This is a genomic window from Streptomyces sp. CBMA123 (assembly GCF_014596465.1).
Classification (GTDB): domain Bacteria; phylum Actinomycetota; class Actinomycetes; order Streptomycetales; family Streptomycetaceae; genus Kitasatospora.
Genome location: NZ_MECK01000622.1, coordinates 1 through 18,326, shown reverse-complemented (window position 1 = coordinate 18,326; position 18,326 = coordinate 1). Strand labels below are relative to the sequence as shown.

Genomic DNA, 18,326 nt, shown 5'->3' with positions numbered 1-18,326 from the left:
GACATCACCTCCCGAAGCCAGCGATTCTGTGCCACGCGTCTCTACCGCCAACCCCGCACCGCCGGAGATCGCCGGCGGAACGGCGGGGGCTGCGGGCGACGGAGCGGCGATCACCTTGCTGTTACCCCGAGTGCGTTGCCAGAGATGCTGCCACCTGCGGCCACTTCCCCCCGCCCATTCGCTCGCACACTCCCGCCCGGATTGACTGTGGCCGGTTGAGGAAGGGCATATACGCTCAGAATGAGGCCGATCAGGGCCACAATCGCACCCGCCACGCTTGCGAGGCGGTCTGCGGTGTCCAAGTCCACAAGCACCGCCACCAGCACCAACCCCACCCCGACCGCGGCGCGCACCCCCCGCTATCGTCCACACGACCCACCGCCTGAATCCTGACACCGTGTGTCCTCTCCAACCTATTGCCAGACATAGATAGTCCAGCACCGTAGCGCCTCGAGGCCACCACGTGGTTGGCCCGTTCATCAGTTCCGTGACCCTGGACACTCCTTGGAAACGCGACATCCGCCCTACGCCGAACTCCCGGCATCCTCCAGCTGGCGTGCTCGTGCTTCGAGTTCGGCGGGCAGGTACCAGCCGCTGGTGGTGGGGGTCATGTAAAGGCGGGCCTTGAGACCGAGAAGGAGTTGACGGCGGTGTTCCTGGTCGGCCTGGGCCCAGGCATCCGCGAAGGTCTGGCCGGTCTCGACTTCCACCCAGGCGGAGGGGCGTTGTGGGAGGGCGGCGAGGCGGCGGCGTTCGTCGACCAAGGTCTCGAGGGCTTCGGCGTACTCGTCGTCGCCGCCCGGGTAGTCGAACAGGTTGCGGCGCTTCTCCTCCCGGAGATCCTTCATCGCCACGATGACGTGGTTGAGCTGCTCGGTGTGGTCCTCACCGGGGATGAACCTGCGCACCGTCATCGCCAGGTCGGCCAACCGGTCCACCAGGGCGACGATCGCTGCGGTGACGCGCTCGCCCTTGATGGACTGGCCCCTGCAGGCTGGCTTGCCGGCCGTCTTCGCGCACCGGTAGTACTCGTAGATCTTGCCGTTCTTGGCGAGGTTCACCTGCCGGTAGAACCGGTCGCCGCAGCGGTCGCAGTGCGCAACGCCGAGCCAGGGCGAGGCGCCGTTCGAGCGTTCCTTGGTGATCGTGCGCTCGTCCATCGCCGCCTGGATCGCGGCCCATTCCTCCTCGGTGAAGAGGGGCTTGGCCATCCGGATCGGCAGGCCCTTGGCGTCGCGGGCGATCTTGCGTGCCTTCACCGAGCGGCCGGTCAGTTTCAGGCCCATCGTCGCGGGCGAGCGCAGGATCTTCCCCACGCTGGTGGGGTTCCAGTGGTTCGACGGCGGCGTCTTGCGCTTGCTCGTGTAGCTGTCGCCCTGGTTCTTGTACGCGTGGGTCGCCGGGGTGTCGAAGCCGGCTGCCTCCAGGACTGTGGCGATCATCCACTGACTCTGCCCCTCCAGGAGCAGCTTGCCCATGTACCGGACCGCCTCGCACGTGACCGGGTCCGGTTCCAGGGTGCGCCCGCCGCCGGGCCGGTCGACGATCCGGTAGCCGTACGGCGGCTGTCCGCCGGCCCACCGGTCCGTCTTGCGCAGGTGCTTGTGCGCAGCGGTGACGCGGGCCTTGATCCGCTTGAGCTCCATCTCCGCGAAGATCGACGCCAGCATCAGGAAGACCTTCGCCAGCTCGTTCCCGAACGACGACTCGCGGCCCTCGCGGTAGTCCAGGGTGATGCCGTCGTCGGTGAAGACCAGGACCTTGTGGTTCTCCTCCGCCCAGTGCGCCACGTCCGCACAGTCCTTCGCGGACCGGAACGCCCGGTCCACCTTGGCCCACACCATGGCATCCCACTCGCCCTGCCGCTCGGTCAGCCATGGCCCCAGGTCTGGACGCTTCCACGGCGTGACCTCAGCAGAGACGTCCAGGTCCTCGAAGGACCCGACGATCTCCCACGCCTTCGAGACCGCATGCCGGGTCGCCGACTCCGCCTGGACCAAGTGCGAGACCTTGCCCTCGTTCCCGTGTGTGTCCGAGACACGCGAACCCACCACCGCCCGAACCGGCGCCAAAGCCGTCATGCTGCTCACAGGAGGTCCCCTACCGCCCAGGCCAGCAGGCACCCTCGAACGGCCCACACTCGAACGAGTGGACTCTTTTAGAAAAGGCGTCCATCCGCTGGCGGATCGACCTTATCGTGACGACTCCGGGCATTGCGGACAAATGCATCGAGGCATACGTCGAGCGCGCAGCCTCCCACGCAGAGCGGTGGTCCGACCACGCACCCGTCACCGCCGGGTTCGACTTCGGCGATAACTGACCGACGATCAGCCGCAGTCGAGCAGCGCCGAGCGGCGACCCCGGCCCGTGGCGCCCCTCAACCTGGGCCCACTCGCACCAGCGGACGAGGCGTGGATCTCGCCCGGCCGGTTTGACAAGTCTATTCGTCGCACCGCCTCCCGCCAGGGGAATCGCGAGAGCTGACTGGCGGACGGTGACGGCTTGCGGCGCCAACACGGGATCGACCAAGGTGGCTCTCCCTATCGGCGGACCCCCGGCAGTCGCTTGATCCGGAATGGAATATCGAAACCGCGTACCGGCCCTACCGGACCGACCACGATTTCCCGACCGGTAGTCCTGCGGACAGGTACATCTCGGCGCCGCCACCGCCACACGGCAGCCCCGACTGCCCTGGGAGCGGCGCAAGTTGTCTGCCACGCAAGCGTGTTGAGTGATCGCCGGAGAGTGGGTCAGCCACGTGCCGGGATATTGACATGCACATGCAACTACGGCTTAACCTTGCCAGGCCTACCAATCGGTAGGGTCATTCTTCAACCGGCCAGCGGATCGCGCAACGATGCCTCGCACTCCCCCTTCGCGAGGCCCGTAGCCCACTGCGCCAGGAGTCGCACCTGCCCCCGACTGCACCGTGACTCACACCGGAGTGCCCATGAGGCCCAATCCCCCGCTGGTCGACCTCGTCATCGGGATCACCCCGTTCCACGCACCGGACGCCGGCCTGGCGGAGGCCGTGTGCCGGGCGGGCGCGCTCGGCGTGCTCGACCTCGGCACCGGCGACCGCCGGACGCGCGAGGAACTCGCCCGACTGTACGAACGCACCCCCGGCCGGTTCGGGGTGCGGGTCGAGCCCGACTGCGGCCTGACCCCCGATGAGCTGCACTCCCCGGGCGGCACCGGCCCGCACACCGTGGTGCTGGCGGCGCCGACCCCGGGCTGGGACGTGGCGAGGCTGGCCGGCGAGTACCGGGTACTCGCCGAAGTGACGGATCTGGCCGAGGCGTTGGCGGCGCTGCGGGCCGGTGCGCACGGCTTGGTCGCGCGCGGCAGCGAGTGCGGCGGGCGAGTCGGGGAGCTGAGCACCTTCGTGCTGCTGCAACAGCTCCTGGCGGCACCGGAGATCACCGCGCCCGTATGGGCGTGCGGCGGGATCGGGCCGCACACCGCCGCGGCGGCCGTGGCGGGCGGTGCGGCCGGGGTGGTGCTGGACAGCCAGCTGGCCCTGCTGGCCGAGTCGGCCTCGCCGGACGAGGCCGCCGCCGCCCTGCGCGGCCTGGACGGCTCCGAGACCGTGCTAGTAGACGGCCGCCGCGCGCTCCGGCGCGCCCAGCCGGACGGATCCACCATGGATCTGCCGCTAGGTCAGGACGGTTTCCTGGCTCAGAGATTCGCCGACCGCTGGAGAACCGCCGGCCGAGCGGTCCGGGCCGTCCGGGATGCGGTGCTCGACGGGTTGCGGGCCGCGGCGGCGCCCGGCGCGGCCGCCGCGCTGCTCGGGCCGGACGCGCGGATGTGTGACGTGCTGGGCAGCGAACTGCCGGTGGCGCAGGGGCCGATGACCAGGGTCAGCGACCAGCCGGCCTTCGCCGCGGCGGTGGCCGCTGCCGGTGCGCTGCCATTCGTCGCGCTGGCGCTGGCGGACCGCGAGCAGACCCGCGAGCTGCTGGCCCGCACGAGCGCGGCGGCGAGCGGACTCGCCTGGGGCGTCGGCGTGTTGGGCTTCGCTCCGGAGGAGGTGCGCGGCGCCCAGCTGGACGAGGTCCTGGCCGCGCGACCCACTCACGCGGTGATCGCGGGCGGACGCCCGTCGCAGGCGAGGACGTTGGAGCAGGCCGGGGTCCGGACATTCCTGCACGTCCCCTCCCCCGGCCTGCTGCGGCAGTTCCTGGAGGACGGCGCGCGCCGGTTCGTCTTCGAAGGCTCGGAGTGCGGCGGGCATGTCGGGCCGCAGCACAGCTTCCCGCTCTGGGAGGCCCAGTTGGCGGTGCTCTCGGACTTCCTGGACACCGCGGACGCGGTCACCCGCATCGAGGTGCTGCTCGCGGGAGGCGTGCACGACGAGCGGTCGGCGGCGATGGTGGCGGCGCTCTCCGCACCACTGGCGGACCGGGGCGTGGCGGCGGGCCTGCTGATGGGCACGGCGTACCTGTTCACCGAGGAGGCGGTCGCCCTGGGCGCCGTCCAGCCGCAGTTCCAGCGGCAGGTGCTGGCCGCGCGCGGGACGGAGCTGCTGCAGACGGCGCCGGGCCACGCCACCCGCTGCGTGCCGAGCCCGTTCACCGCGGAGTTCCGGCGGACTCGCGAGCGGCTGCGGGCGGACGGCGTGCCGGAGCGCGAAGTCTGGCAGCGGCTGGAGCAGTTGAACGTGGGCCGGCTGCGGGTCGCCAGCAAGGGCCTGGACCGGGTGGCGGGTTCGCTGACCGGCGTCAACGAGCAGGAGCAGCTGGCCCGCGGGATGTTCATGGCCGGCCAGGTCGCGGTGCTGCGCTCGGCCGCCACCACGCTGGCCGAGCTGCACACGGCGGTCAGCACCGGCGCGGCCGAGTTCCTGGCCGCCCGGGCCACGCAGTTGGTCCAGCAGCTGGAGCTGGAGCCGGCCGCGGAGGCCGACCCGGTGGCCGCGCCGCTGGAGATCGCGGTGATCGGCATGGCGGGTATGTTCCCTGACGCGCCGGATCTACCGGCCTTCTGGGCCAACGTGGTGGCCGGGGTCGACGCGGTCACCGAGGTGCCCGCCGAGCGCTGGGACCCGGCGCTGTACTACTCGCCGGACGGCGAGCCCGGCAGCACGCCGTCCAGGTGGGGCGGCTTCCTGCCGCCGATCCCGTTCGACCCGCTGAGCTACGGCATCCCGCCGACCGCTCTGGCCAGCATCGAGCCGGTCCAGCTGCTGGCGCTGGAGGCCGCGCGCCGGGCGCTGGTGGACGCCGGCTACGACGGCGGCGGAGCGGAGGGCGGGCGGAGCTTCGACCGCTCCCGGACCACGGTGGTGTTCGGCGCGGAGGCGGGCAGCGACCTGTCGAACGCCGGGGTGCTGGCGTCGGTGCTGCCGGCGTACCTGGGCCGGGTGCCGGAGCCGCTCGCGGCGCAGCTGCCCAAGCTCACCGAGGACTCCTTCCCAGGCATGCTGGCGAACGTCATCTCGGGCCGGATCGCCAACCGGCTGGACCTGGGCGGCGCCAACTTCACGGTGGACGCGGCCTGTGCGTCCTCGCTGGCGGCGCTGGACGTGGCCTGCAAGGAGCTGGTCGCGGGCACCAGCGACCTGGCGCTGTGCGGCGGCGCGGACCTGCACAACGGGATCAACGACTACCTGCTGTTCGCCTCGGTGCACGCGCTCTCGCCGACCGGCCGCTCCCGTCCGTTCGACGCCTCCGCGGACGGCATCGCGCTGGGCGAGGGCGTGGGCTGCCTGGTGCTCAAGCGCCTGGCGGACGCGGAGCGGGACGGCGACCGGGTGTATGCGGTGGTCCAGGGCGTCGGCAGCGCGAGCGACGGCCGTTCGCTGGGCCTGACGGCCCCGCGCCCCGAGGGGCAGCGGGCGGCACTGGAGCGCGCGTACCGCGGTGCCGGGGTCGGGCCGGCCGAGGTGGGACTGGTGGAGGCGCACGGCACTGGGACGGTGGTCGGCGACCGGGCCGAACTGGCCACGCTGAGCCAGGTTTTCACCGAGGCCGGGGCGGCGCCGGGGAGTTGCGCGCTCGGGTCGGTCAAGTCGCAAATCGGGCACACCAAGTGCGCGGCGGGCCTGGCGGGTCTGATCAAGGCGTCGCTGGCCCTGTACACCGGCGTCAAGCCGCCGACCCTGCACCTGGAGCGGCCGAACCCGGCCTGGCGGGAAGCGGAGAGCCCGTTCGTCTTCCACACCGAGGCGCGGCCGTGGGCGGTGCCGCCGGCCGAACGGGTCGCCGGAGTCAGCGCGTTCGGTTTCGGCGGCACCAACTTCCACGCGGTGCTGCGCGGTTACGACAGCCCGCCGCCGGTGCACGGCCTGCCGCAGTGGCCGGCCGAGCTGTTCCTGTTCCGCGGCACGGACCGGGCCGGAGCGCTGCGCGGGGTCGAGGAACTGCTGCAACTGGCGGCGGACGGCGAGCCGTGGCGGCTGCGGGATCTGGCCCTGGCGGCGTCCCGCCGGGCGGAGGCAGGGCGCGGGCCGGTGCAGATCGCCGTGGTGGCCTCGGGCGTGGCCGAGTTGACCGGGCTGCTGCACCGCGCGCGGGCCGGGGAGCACGCTCCGGCGGATGGGCTGCACCTGGCCGGGTCGGCGGGCGTCGAGGCCGGGCAGGTGGCGTTCCTGTTCCCGGGGCAGGGCAGCCAGCGCCCGGGGATGTTCGCGGAGCTGTTCACGGCCTTCCCGGTGTTGCAGCGTCAGCTACGGCTCGGCCGGGAGTTCGCCGAGGTGCTGTACCCGCCGGCGGCCTTCACAGCGGAGGACCGCGAGGCGCAGCGCGCGGCGGTGACCGACACCCGGGTGGCGCAGCCGGTGCTCGGCGTGACCGGTCTCGCGGCGTACGAGCTGCTGGCGCTGGCTGGGGTGCGCCCGGACCTGGCAGGGGGCCACAGCTACGGTGAGTTGGTCGCGCTGTGCGCGGCCGGGGCGCTCGGCGCGGGGGACCTGCCGTCGCTCAGCGCGGAGCGGGCCCGGGCGATCGTGGACGCGGTCGGCGAGGGCGCGGATCCGGGCTCGATGGCCGCGGTGACAGCCGGGTCGGAGGAGGTCGGGCGAGCCCTCACGGCGTCCGGCGCGGCCGGCAGCGTGGTGATCGCGAACCACAACTCGCCACGGCAGACGGTGATCTCCGGTGGGACGGAGGCGGTCGCGGCGGCAGGCGAGCTGCTGCGGGCGGCCGGGTTCGGGGTCAAGCGGCTGCCCGTCGCGTGTGCCTTCCACAGCCCGCTGGTCGGCGGCGCGGGCGAGCGCTTCGCAGCGGCGCTGGCCTCCCGGACGGTACGCGCGCCGGAGTTCCCGGTCTGGTCGAACCGGACGGCCGCGGCCTACCCGGCGGACCCGGCCGGGGTGCGGGCCGAACTCGCGGCGCAGATCGGCGCACCGGTGCGTTTCGTCGAGCAGATCGAGGCGATGTACCGAACCGGTGCGCGCGTCTTCGTCGAGGCCGGCCCGGGATCGGTGCTGACCGGTCTGGTGTCGGCCGTCCTCGGCGAGCGGCCGCACCGCGTGGTGGCTGTCGAGGGGCGTCGCCGCGGGTTGCCGGGCTTCCTCGACGCGCTGGCCGAACTGGCGGTCGCGGGAGTGCCGGTGCGTACCGGGCCGCTGCTGCGCGGCCGGGACGCGGTGGACCCGGGCCGGGTGCGCACCACGCGCCGGCCCGGCTGGACGGTGGACGGGCACTTGGTGCGGACGGCCGCCGGAGACCTGCTGCCCGGTGCGCTGGCGCCGGCCCGACCCGTACCGGAGGCTCTGATGACCGCGCAGGCACCGCAGGAGAACGGCGGGTACGAAGGTTCGGGTGACGCGCTGATGGCGGACTACCTGCGCACCAGCCGGGAACTGATCGCGGCCCAACGGGACGTGCTGATGACGTACTTCGGCGGCGCGGCCGCGGCGCCGGCCCGGCCGGCCGCGCGCAGGGCGGGGAGGGCGGCGCGGCCGCGGGCGCCGATGGCGAGGACGAGTTCGCCGGGGGCGGCGGTCGGGGGGTCCTCCGGGTCGAGGATCGCGACGTCGCGCACGGGGACGTCCAGGCCCTGGGGGGCGGCCTGGAGTTCAACCAGGGGCTCGCCGAGCGACATCAGCAGCCGGCGGAGCGGAAGGCCGGGGGTGGTCACTCCGAGCCTCCTTCGGCCGCTTCATCCGCTTCATCCGCCCGGACAACGGGGTGTGGTTGATTTTAGCCGGGCGGACAGAGTTGTGGGCCGTCCACAGTTGGTTACTCCTGAATAGTTGACTCTGACTATCCGAGAATGGATAGTCAGTACTGACCAAGTGATGAGGAACGTTCTCATGGCGAAGCGACGCAAGGTCTCCAACCCCCTGGCCCTCGCGGTCCTGGCCGAACTCGGAGCCGAACCGATGCACCCGTACGAGATGGGCCGCCGGCTCAAGGAGCACGGCAAGGACCGCAACATCAAGTACAACCGCAGCTCGCTCTACATGGTCGTGGAGCAGCTGCGGAAGGCCGGGTTCGTCGCCGAACGGGAGACCGTCCGCGACACCCAGCGACCGGAGCGCACCGTCTACGCCCCCACGCCCGAGGGCCAGGCGGAACTCCTCGACTGGATGCGCGAGTGGCTCGCCGAACCGCAGGAGGAGTACCCGGCCTTCGGGGTCGCGCTCTGCCTGCTCGTGGTGCTGCCGACCGAGGAGTCGGCCGCCCTGCTCAGCCGGCGGCTGGAGGCGCTGGACGTGCGGATCGACGCCTCGCGCGCCCTGCTGCGCAAGGCCGTCGAGACGGACGTCCACCCGATGTTCGTCGTCGAGGAGGAGTACGCCCTGGCGCTGCTGGAGGCCGAGCGCCGCTACACCGAGAACCTCGTCACCCAGCTCGGGGACCCGGAGTTCAACCGGACCCTGGAAGAGTTCATGAGGAGCCTGGAATGAGCACCGACAGTACGACCCGCGGTTCGAAGAAGGCCCTGGTCATCGGCGGCGGCATAGCCGGACCGGTGACGGCGCTGGCGCTGCGCGGGGCCGGCCTCGAAGCCGAGGTCTTCGAGGCCTACGAGACCTCCGCCGAGGGCATCGGCGGCACCTTCATGATCGCGTCCAACGGGCTGGCGGCGCTGGCCGCAGTCGGTCTGGAGGCGGAGGCCGGCGCGGTCGGCCAGGCGATCGGACGGATGGTCATGGAGGACGCCAGGGACGGCGTGCGCGCCGAGATCCCCGAGGTGTCCGGCCGCCTGATGCGGCGCGCCGAGCTGTACACCGTCCTCCAGCGGCGGCTGCGGGAGGAGGGCGTCCCCGTCCGGTACGGCAAGCGGCTGGTCGGCGCCGAGGAACGCGAGAGCGGCATCACCGCCCGCTTCGAGGACGGCACCACCGCGGACGGCGACCTCCTGATCGGCGCGGACGGCACCCGCTCCGTCGTCCGCACCCTGATCGACCCGGCCGCGCCCGGCCCGCAGTACACCGGCCTGATCGGGGTCGGCGGATACAGCGGTCACCGGCTCACCGGCCCGCGCGGAGCCGGGGAGTCCATCCACTTCGCGCAGGGCCCGCGGGCGTTCTTCGGCTACTGGGCGCAGCCCGGCGGCGCCGGGACGGCCTGGTTCAGCAACATCCCGCGGCCTGAGCAGCTGACCCCCGAACAGGCCCGCGCGGTCTCGTGCGAGGAGTGGCTGGCGCTCTGCCGCGAGGTGCACGCCGACGACCTGCCCGCCCGGGAGGTGCTGGCGGACGTGGACCCGGCGACCGTCGAGGTCTTCCCGCGGCTGGAGATCATGCCGTCCGTGCCGCACTGGTACCGCGACCGGATGGTGCTGGTCGGCGACTCCGTGCACGCCCCGTCCAACAGCTCCGGCCAGGGTGTCTCGCTGGCCGTCGAGAGCGCCGTCGAACTGGCCCGCCGCCTGGGCGCGGAACCCGACCTGGCGAGCGCCCTCGCGGCGTACGAGGCGGCCCGGCGGCCCGCCGTGGAGGCGGTCGCGGCCCGGGCCGCGGTCACCAACGGGCAGAAGGCGAGCGCCGGCGTCTGACCCTCCGCGCCACACGGCCGCCTGACGGGCGGTCGTGACCGCCGCGTGACCGCCTTCGTCGGGCCGGACAACGCCGTACGGGGGAATTTAGCCGCCCGGCCAATCAAGTGGCCGGGCGGGCAGGAATAGCGTTCGTGCTGTGTCCTGCGTGCGACCCGCGCGGGCCTTCCCCCGCATTGAACGAAGGAGAGCGTGCGCTCATGGATGCTGTGACCCAGGTCCCCGCGCCGGTGAACGAGCCGGTCCACAGCTACGCCCCCGGCAGCCCCGAACGGGCTCGTCTGGAGGCCAAGCTGAAGGAGCTGGGCGGCCAGGAGCCGGTCCAGCTGACCATGACGATCAACGGTGAGCGCCGGATGGGCGGCGGCACCGAGTTCCACGTCGTCCAGCCGCACAACCACGCGGCTCGGCTCGGCACCCTGCGCAACGCCACCCAGGCCGACGCGCAGGAGGCCATCGACACTGCCCTGGCCGCGGCCCCGGCCTGGCAGGCGCTCTCCTTCGACTCCCGCGCCGCGATCTTCCTCAAGGCCGCCGACCTGCTGGCCGGCCCCTGGCGCGAGACCCTGGCCGCCGCCACCATGCTCGGCCAGTCCAAGACCGCCCAGCAGGCCGAGATCGACACCCCCTGCGAGCTGGTCGACTTCCTGCGCTTCAACGTGCACTTCGCCCGGCAGATCATGGCCGAGCAGCCGATCTCCTCGGACGGCGTGTGGAACCGCAGCGACCACCGCCCGCTCGAGGGCTTCGTCTACGCGATCACCCCGTTCAACTTCACCGCGATCGCCGGCAACCTGCCGACCGCGCCCGCGCTGATGGGCAACGTGGTGCTGTGGAAGCCGTCCCCGACCCAGCAGTTCTCCGCGCACCTGCTGATGCAGCTGCTGGAGGAGGCCGGCCTGCCCAAGGGCGTCATCAACATGGTGACCGGCGACGGCCTGGACGTCTCCGCCGTCGCGCTCAAGCACCCGGCGCTGGCCGGCATCCACTTCACCGGCTCCACCGCCACCTTCCAGCACCTGTGGCGTTCCGTGGGCGAGAACATCGCCGGCTACCGCACCTACCCGCGGATCGTCGGCGAGACCGGTGGCAAGGACTTCCTGGTCGCCCACCCGTCCGCCGACCCGGCCGTGCTGAAGACCGCGATGACCCGCGGTGCCTTCGAGTTCCAGGGCCAGAAGTGCTCGGCGCTCTCCCGCGCCTACGTGCCCGCCTCGCTGTGGGCCGGCCTCAAGGACGAGTTCGCCGCCGAGGTCGACGGCCTCACCATGGGCGACGTCACCGACCTGTCCAACTTCATGTCGGCCGTCATCGACGAGCGCGCCTTCGCCAAGAACAAGGCCGCCATCGACCGCGCCCGGGCCGACGCCTCCGTCGAGGTCCTCGCCGGCGGCAGCTACGACGACTCGGTCGGCTACTTCGTCCGCCCGACCGTCCTGGTCTGCCAGGACCCGGCCTCCGAGTACTTCCGCGAGGAGTACTTCGGCCCGATCCTCGCCGTGTACGTCTACGAGGACGAGAAGTACGAGGAGATGCTGGCCCAGATGGAGTCCGTGTCGGCCTACGGCCTGACCGGCGCGATCATCTCCCAGGACCGCGCGGCGGCCCAGGACGCGATGCACAAGCTGCGCTTCGCGGCCGGCAACTTCTACATCAACGACAAGCCGACCGGCGCCGTCGTCGGCCAGCAGCCCTTCGGCGGCGGCCGGGCCTCCGGCACCAACGACAAGGCCGGCGCCAAGCAGAACCTGGCGCGGTGGACCTCGACCCGCTCGGTCAAGGAGACCTTCGTCCCGCCGACCGACTACCGCTACCCGCACATGGGCTGACCAGCCCTGTTGCCGACCGTTCCGCTGTAGAGGCCATCGGTCACCCGCGACGCCCGGCCCCGCAGCCGGGCGTCGCCCCGCCGGGGCGGCGGACCACCCCCGTACCGCCGCCCCGGCCCTTTTCTGCCACCCTTGGAAACACCAGCTCCAGGAGTCACGATGCTCCGTTCCGCCCTTCTCGCGGCCTCCCGGTCCCCCCAGGTCCGCACCGTGGTCGAGAAGTTCCCCCCGACCCACGCGATAGTCGAGCGCTTCGTCGCCGGTGACGTCCTCGACGACGCCGTCACCGCGACCGACGACCTGGTCGCCACCGGCCGCAAGGTCACCCTCGACCACCTCGGCGAGGACACCAAGGACGCCGCCCAGGCGGCCGGCACCGCCGAGGCGTACGAGCACCTGCTCAAGGCCCTCAAGGAGACCGGCCTCGCGGCTGGCGCCGAGGTGTCCGTCAAGCTGTCGGCCGTCGGCCAGTTCCTGCCGGTGGACGGCGAGAAGATCGCGCTGGAGAACGCCCGCCGCATCTGCGAGGCCGCCGCCGACGCGGGCACCACGGTGACCCTCGACATGGAGGACCACACCACCACCGACTCCACCCTCGCCATCGCGCGCGAGCTGCGGGCGGACTACCCCTGGCTCGGCGTCGTCCTCCAGGCCTACCTGCGCCGCACCGAGGCCGACTGCCGCGAGTTCTCCGGCCCCGGCTCGCGCGTGCGGCTGTGCAAGGGCGCCTACAAGGAGCCCGAGTCGGTCGCCTTCCAGGGCAAGCACGAGGTCGACCTCGCGTACGTCCGCGCGCTGAAGATCCTGATGGCCGGCGAGGGCTACCCGATGATCGCCTCGCACGACCCCAACATGATCAAGATCGCCGGCCAGCTGGCCCAGTGGAACAACCGCACCCGGGACTCCTTCGAGTACCAGATGCTGTACGGCATCCGCCCCGAGGAGCAGCTGCGCCTCGCGGAGGAGGGCAACACCATGCGGGTCTACCTCCCGTACGGCCAGGAGTGGTACGGCTACTTCATGCGCCGCCTCGCCGAGCGCCCCGCCAACCTCACCTTCTTCCTGCGCGCCATGGCCACCCGTAGCTGACCGGGCGCCGGAGCGACGGACGGCCCGCACCCCTGACGGGGGGTGCGGGCCGTTCCGTTTGCCGGGGCGCCGAGCCGGGGCGCCTAGAGGAAGTCCTTGGTGTCCAGCTCGAACTCGAAGGGGGCGGGGAGGGCGAGCGGCTCGCCGAAGGCGGCCAGGTGGACCTCGGTGTACTCGTCCCGGTGCGGTTTGGAGAAGAGGCTGACCTGCGACTTCTCGCGGTCGATGAGGAGGTAGAGCGGAATGCCGGCGCGGGCGTAGCAGTGCCGTTTGGCGATGCGGTCCTGGTCGGGCTTGGCCGAGGTGATCTCGGCGACCATGGCCACGCCGTCGGGTTCCATCCAGGGCGGAGCACCACGGAAGAGCCGGAGACTTCTCGGGGCGAAGGTGGCGTCCGGGATGACGTGGTCCTTCGGGCAGAGACCGCCGCTCGCCAGGCGAAGACCCTTGCCGCCGGACACTTGCATGTGGACCTTGGACTTCGCCTTCACCTGGTCGATCAGCAGGTCGATGTAGTCCTCGTGATCGCCGTCCGGCGGTGGTGCCACGATGATCTCTCCCTCGATGAGCTCGGCTCGGAAGCCTTCGGGGGAGTGCAGGCTCAGGAAGCTCTCCAGCAGGATGTCGGCCTGCGATGGGGAGTCCGTGATCGGTTGCTCATGCGCCACAGCACTGATGATGCCCCTCCTTCAGAGGGGCGTCACGCTGTTCGTGGCCGGACCGGGTTGTGCAGTACACGGCGGACATTCGCCCGAAGGTGTGGGTTCGAGGCTCGGCATAAGATCCCGGTGCTGGTCAACTGGGTTTTCGGTGGGAGGAGTTGGGGATGCTGAAGCAGTTCGAGGGGCTGTCCACGCCGTTGCTGGCGGATGCCTGTGTGCGGCTCGGGGTGGGGGTGCGGGCGGCGCCGGTGGGGGTGGGGGCGGTGGTGGCCGGGTCGCGGGTCGCGGGGCGGGTGCTGCCGGTGCGGCACTACGGGAGCGTGGACGTGTTCCTGGAGGCGTACGGGGCGGCGCGGGACGGGGACGTGCTGGTCGTCGACAACGGCGGGCGGACCGACGAGGCCTGCATCGGGGACCTCGCGGTGCTGGAGGCGCGGGCCGCCGGGGTGGCCGGGATCGTGGTGTGGGGGCTGCACCGGGACACGCCGGAGCTGGTGGAGATCGGGCTGCCGGTGTTCAGCTACGGCGCGCTGCCGCCGGGGCCGCTGCGGCTGGACGGGCGGGAGCCGGAGGCGCTGGTGTCGGCGCGGGTCGGGCCGCACCTGGTGACCGCCGGGGACGTGGTGTTCGCGGACCCGGACGGGGTGCTGTTCGTGCCGGCCGACCGGGTGGGGGAGGTGCTGGAGACGGCCACCGGGATCGCCCGGACCGAGCGCGCGCAGGCCGGGCGGATCGCGGCCGGGGACACCCTGCGCGGGCAGACCCGGTTTCAGGAGTACCTGGAGCGGCGCGCCGCCGACCCGTCGTACAGCTTCCGGCAGCACCTGCGGCGGGTCGGCGGGGCGATCGAGGAGTGAGCGCCCTACAGCGGGCGGTGCATGACGTGCAGGCCGACGTAGCCGTCGACCGGGTGGTGGAAGGCCTCGGGGACGGTGCCGACGACCTCGAAACCCAGTGACCGGTAGAGCCGGACGGCGTGGTGGTTGTTGGCGACCACCGCGTTGAACTGCATGGCGCGGTAGCCCTGGCGGCGGGCCCAGTCGAGGGTGTACTCGACCAGGGCCCGCCCGATGCCCCCGCCCTGGTGCGCCGGGTCGACCATGTAGCTGGCGCTGGCCACGTGCGCGCCGTTGCCGGGGCGGTTGCGGTTCATGGTGGCGGTGCCGAGGACGCGGCCCTCGGCGTCGACGGCGACCACCGTGCGGTCGGGGGCGGAGTGCATCCACCACTCCCGGCCCACCTCGGAGGTCATGTCCAGGGGGTAGGGGAAGGTCTCGCCGGCGGCGACGATGGCCTGGAAGAAGGGCCAGATGGCCGGCCAGTCCTCGGGGGTGGCTTCGCGGATGATCATCCGTACAGGATGGCCGCAGGACGGGCCGGCGGGCTACTGGTTTCCGGTCCCGGATGTTGCCGGGTCAGCCGCCGAGGACGGCGGGCTCGACCTGGGTGGCGGCGAAGGCCTGGCCCACGGCGTTGGGGTGCACCAGGGCGTACTTGAGCGGGAGGACGCTGGTCAGCACGCCGTCCAGCCAGTGGTCGGCGTCGCAGACGCTGTGCCCGGTGGAGCCGGGGTAGAGGTCCACGTAGGTGTCCTGCTGGGCCGAACTCGCCTGCTCGATGGCCAGGTTGAGCGGCTCCAGGATGCGGGTGCGGGCCCAGGCGAGGTCGCCGGTGGTGAAGGTGGCGAACTGCAGCGGGTTGCCGTACCGGCAGAGGGTGGCGTCCTCGGGGATCAGGTGGGGGTAGCCGACGGTGATGACCCGGGCGGACGGGGCCTTGTGCCGCAGCGCGGTCAGCATGGTGGCGTAGCCGGTGCGCAGCTGGTTGAGCCGGCCGGGCAGCTGGGCGTCGTACGTGTCCTTGCAGGGCGTGCCCTGGCCGAGGGCGGTGGCGCCGAGTTCGATGCAGTCCTTGAGGATCTGGCCGAAACCGAGGTCGTTGCCGCCGATGCCCACGGTGATCACCTTGGCGTCCGGGGCGACGGCGTCGATCTGCGGCGGAACGGGCGGGTAGGGGGCGTTGGGGTCGCTGCCGAGCGGCGGGAGCGGGCGGCCGAGCGGGCTCTGCTTGTCGGCGTAGACGTCCGGGGTGGCGGCTCCGCTGCAGCTGACGTTGCGCAGGTCGACCAGGGAGCCGAGGTCGCGGCGGATCAGCTCGGGGTAGGAGCCGGTGGTGCGGGCGCAGCCGTCCTGGGGCTCGGTGAGGTCGCCGGTGGCCTCGATGATGCCAGCGGTGTAGGAGTCGCCGAGGGCGGCCCACTTCCGCGCGGCGGCGCGGGTGGCGGGCTTGGCGGCGGACTGGGCGGCGGTGGGGGCGATCAGGCCGACGGTGAGTGCGAGGGCGGTGCCGGCGACGGCGAGGCGGGACGGGAAGCGGGGCACGGTCTCTCCTCAACGAGTGCACTGCTGCGGGAGTGCAGGGGGAGAGTGCGATTCACCCCCCCGGAGAGTCAATCGAGTCGATCCGTGGACGACTTGAGATCTCGGGAGGGTGAATTCGCGGGTGTGGCTGTGACGTTCCGGACCGGCGGCCAGGGGCTGGGCTGGGGCTGGGCTGGAGGCTAGAGGAGCGCGGCGGAGGGTTCGATCATCGCCCGGGCGGTCTTGCCGTCGACGAACTCGCCGAGTGCCGTCATCTCCCACTCACCGGAGGGGCGGCGGACCAACTTGCACATCACCACACCGGTGCGCGGCTCGGAGTGGGTGAGGTCGAAGCGGACCAGTTCCTCCTCGGTGCGGACGTCCACCAGGCGGCAGTAGGCGTTCCGCAGCTCGGTGAACTTCTGGCCGGAGAAGGAGTTGACCACGAACACCAGCGCGTGGACCTCGGCCGGGAGGCCCTCCAGGTGGACGGTGATCGACTCGTCGTCGCCGCCGTCACCGCCGACCAGGTTGTCGCCGGAGTGGGCGACCGCGCCGTCGAAGATGGTCAGCTTCATGAACCAGGCCGTCTCCAGGCGCTGGTGCCGGGCGTCGAAGGCGAGGCAGGAGGCGTCCAGGTCGACGTCCCGGCCGCGGGCGGCGGACTCCCAGCCGAGGGCCATCCGGACCGAGGAGAGGAAGGGGCGGCCGTTCTTCACCAGGGAGACGGAGCTGCCCTTGACCAGGTTGACCCGGCCCTTGTCCAGGGTGACCTTGGGGCGCTCGGCGGGTTCGGGAGTCGGGGTGGGCGCGGCCGGGGGCGCGGCGGGCATCGACGGGATGGTGGAGAGGGCGATCCGGGGGTCGACCGCCGGGACGGGCGGGATCGGGGGGACCGGGGGCAGCGGCGGGACGGGCGGCGCGGGCGGGACCGGCGGGGCGGCCGGGGAGTGCATCTGGACGGTCGGGGCGCTCGGCGGGAGCGGGGCGGCGGTCGGCTGCGGGCTCGGGGCCGGGGAGTCGTCGACGGTGACGCCGAAGTCGGTGGCGATGCCCGCCAGGCCGTCGGCGTACCCCTGGCCGACCGCGCGCACCTTCCAGACGCCGCCCCGCCGGTAGACCTCGACCACGATGAGCGCGGTCTCCAGGCCCAGCCGGGGCGGGGTGAAGGTGACCAGGACGGCGCCGGTGTCGGCGTCCCGGACGGTGGCGGTGGGCTCGATGCCGGCGAAGGTGGCGGACTGGTCGGCCGGGCTGGCGGTGACCACGATCGTGCTGATGTCGGCGGGGACGGCCGGGGTGTCGACGGTGATCGCGTCCGGTGCTCCGGCGGAGGCCGGGCGCAGGCTGACGCCGGGCCCGTGCGGGGCGTTGAAGAAGACGAAGTCGGCGTCGGAGCGGACCTTGCCGGCGTCGGTCAGCAGCAGGCCGGAGACGTCCAGCGCCTTGGGCGCGGTGACCTCGACGGTCACCCGCGCGGCGGTCAGCGGTGCGTTGCCGCCTTGGGTCAGGACGGTGGACAAGGACTCCTCCTCGGGTGCGGAACGACGGCCCGGGCCGGGGCCGGTGGGGCGTCGGGCCGGGTGCTGCCCACAGTAACGAACGAGGGTACGGGGATGAGCCCATGAGCTGCCTGATCGTCGGACGATCGGATGAGCCGATGGGCGTTCAGTGGGGCTGGTGGGCCAACTGCTGGGCGGGCTGCGGCAGCAGCGGACCGAAGCCGCCGAGCGCGGCGACCGCCCGGGGGTGCTCGATGCCGAAGGCGGCGGCGGTCCAGCTCTCCTGCGGGACCGGCCTGCGCACCGGCCCGGAGGGGCCGGAGGGGCCGGACGGGTTGGAGGGGCTGGTCGGGGCGGACGGGTTGGACGGGCCGGTCGGGGCGGACTGATCGGCCGGGCGGGTGCCGCGCACCACGAAGCCGTAGCGGCCGGGCTTGACGTCGGTGCCGGGCGGGGTGGTGAAGCGGTAGACCAGGGTGCCGCGCTCCTGCTGGGTGGTCACCACGGCGCCCGGCAGGTCGGTCCAGGCGGCGCCACTGCCAGTGGCCAACTCGCCCGGCGCCAGCCGGAATTCGGCCTGCAGGGCGGTGACCGGCTCGGCCACGGAGAGCTCCAGGGCGTGCCGGATGCCGTCGCGGCCGAGCGTGCTGGTCAGGCCGGTGCCGGTGAGGGTCCGGTCGGCCGCCGGGTCGGTGCCGGCGTCGTCGGTGCCGTTGGAGCCGGCGGTGCTGTCGGCGCTGTCGGTGTTGCTGGAGCCGGCGGTGCTGTCGGCGCTCTTGGGGGCGCCGGTGCTCTTGGGGACGGCGGTGGTGGCGGCGCCGGAACCGTCCGGGCCGGAGCCCGGGTTGGCGTCCGGGACGGCGGCGGCGGGCGGCGGCACCGGGCGGCCCGGTGCGGTACCGGCGGGAGCGGCCGGACCGGTGGGCCCGGGGC

At 72.5% G+C, this 18,326-nt stretch carries 10 protein-coding genes and 2 pseudogenes; 6 read left to right on the top strand and 6 right to left on the bottom strand.

The genetic code is table 11. From position 1 onward, the window contains the following. Positions 1 to 524 precede the first annotated feature (524 nt). Complete coding sequence (locus BG452_RS41645) at positions 525 to 2,081, bottom strand: recombinase family protein (protein WP_223243514.1); 1,557 nt, start codon at positions 2,079 to 2,081, stop codon at positions 525 to 527. Between the two features lie 869 nt (positions 2,082 to 2,950). Here BG452_RS41645 and BG452_RS41640 point away from each other — a divergent pair. The 5 genes and pseudogenes from BG452_RS41640 to BG452_RS41620 all read left to right on the top strand — a co-directional run. After that, positions 2,951 to 8,095, top strand: a pseudogene (locus tag BG452_RS41640) (beta-ketoacyl synthase N-terminal-like domain-containing protein); the annotation flags it as partial. Between the two features lie 165 nt (positions 8,096 to 8,260). Then, positions 8,261 to 8,857 carry a PadR family transcriptional regulator gene (locus BG452_RS41635; protein WP_188309575.1) on the top strand — a complete coding sequence of 199 codons (597 nt, stop codon included), beginning with the start codon at positions 8,261 to 8,263 and terminating at the stop codon, positions 8,855 to 8,857. After that, the gene (locus BG452_RS41630; protein ID WP_188309574.1) at positions 8,854 to 9,951 is read left to right on the top strand and encodes an FAD-dependent oxidoreductase; all 1,098 of its coding nucleotides are present in this window, start codon (positions 8,854 to 8,856) and stop codon (positions 9,949 to 9,951) included. The genes BG452_RS41635 and BG452_RS41630 overlap by 4 nt, the downstream gene beginning before the upstream one ends. Before the next feature lie 200 nt (positions 9,952 to 10,151). Then, on the top strand, positions 10,152 to 11,780 hold the full coding sequence (gene pruA, locus BG452_RS41625; RefSeq protein WP_188309573.1) for an L-glutamate gamma-semialdehyde dehydrogenase: 1,629 nt from the start codon (positions 10,152 to 10,154) through the stop codon (positions 11,778 to 11,780). Between the two features lie 159 nt (positions 11,781 to 11,939). After that, on the top strand, positions 11,940 to 12,869 hold the full coding sequence (locus tag BG452_RS41620) for a proline dehydrogenase family protein (protein ID WP_188309572.1): 930 nt from the start codon (positions 11,940 to 11,942) through the stop codon (positions 12,867 to 12,869). An 83-nt stretch (positions 12,870 to 12,952) separates the two neighbouring features. Here the strand turns inward: BG452_RS41620 and BG452_RS41615 are convergent, their stop codons facing one another. Continuing rightward, positions 12,953 to 13,537 (bottom strand): Uma2 family endonuclease, encoded by a 585-nt coding sequence (locus BG452_RS41615; RefSeq protein ID WP_188309571.1) that lies wholly within the window; start codon positions 13,535 to 13,537, stop codon positions 12,953 to 12,955. 158 nt (positions 13,538 to 13,695) lie between these two features. On the opposite strand from BG452_RS41615, the gene BG452_RS41610 reads away from it, so the two are divergent. Next, a complete protein-coding gene (locus BG452_RS41610) occupies positions 13,696 to 14,388 on the top strand; it encodes an RraA family protein (protein ID WP_188309570.1) in 693 nt (230 codons plus the stop codon). A 5-nt stretch (positions 14,389 to 14,393) separates the two neighbouring features. On the opposite strand, the gene BG452_RS41605 is transcribed toward BG452_RS41610, so the two are convergent. From BG452_RS41605 to BG452_RS41590, 4 genes and pseudogenes are all read right to left on the bottom strand, one after another. Next, the gene (locus BG452_RS41605; protein ID WP_188309569.1) at positions 14,394 to 14,882 is read right to left on the bottom strand and encodes a GNAT family N-acetyltransferase; all 489 of its coding nucleotides are present in this window, start codon (positions 14,880 to 14,882) and stop codon (positions 14,394 to 14,396) included. Between the two features lie 64 nt (positions 14,883 to 14,946). Continuing rightward, entirely contained in the window at positions 14,947 to 15,912 is a 966-nt protein-coding gene (locus BG452_RS41600) for an SGNH/GDSL hydrolase family protein (RefSeq protein WP_188309568.1), read from the bottom strand. A gap of 179 nt (positions 15,913 to 16,091) precedes the next feature. Beyond that, a complete protein-coding gene (locus BG452_RS41595) occupies positions 16,092 to 17,402 on the bottom strand; it encodes a TerD family protein (RefSeq protein ID WP_188309589.1) in 1,311 nt (436 codons plus the stop codon). A gap of 157 nt (positions 17,403 to 17,559) precedes the next feature. Then, a pseudogene (locus BG452_RS41590) lies at positions 17,560 to 18,326 on the bottom strand (hypothetical protein); the annotation flags it as partial.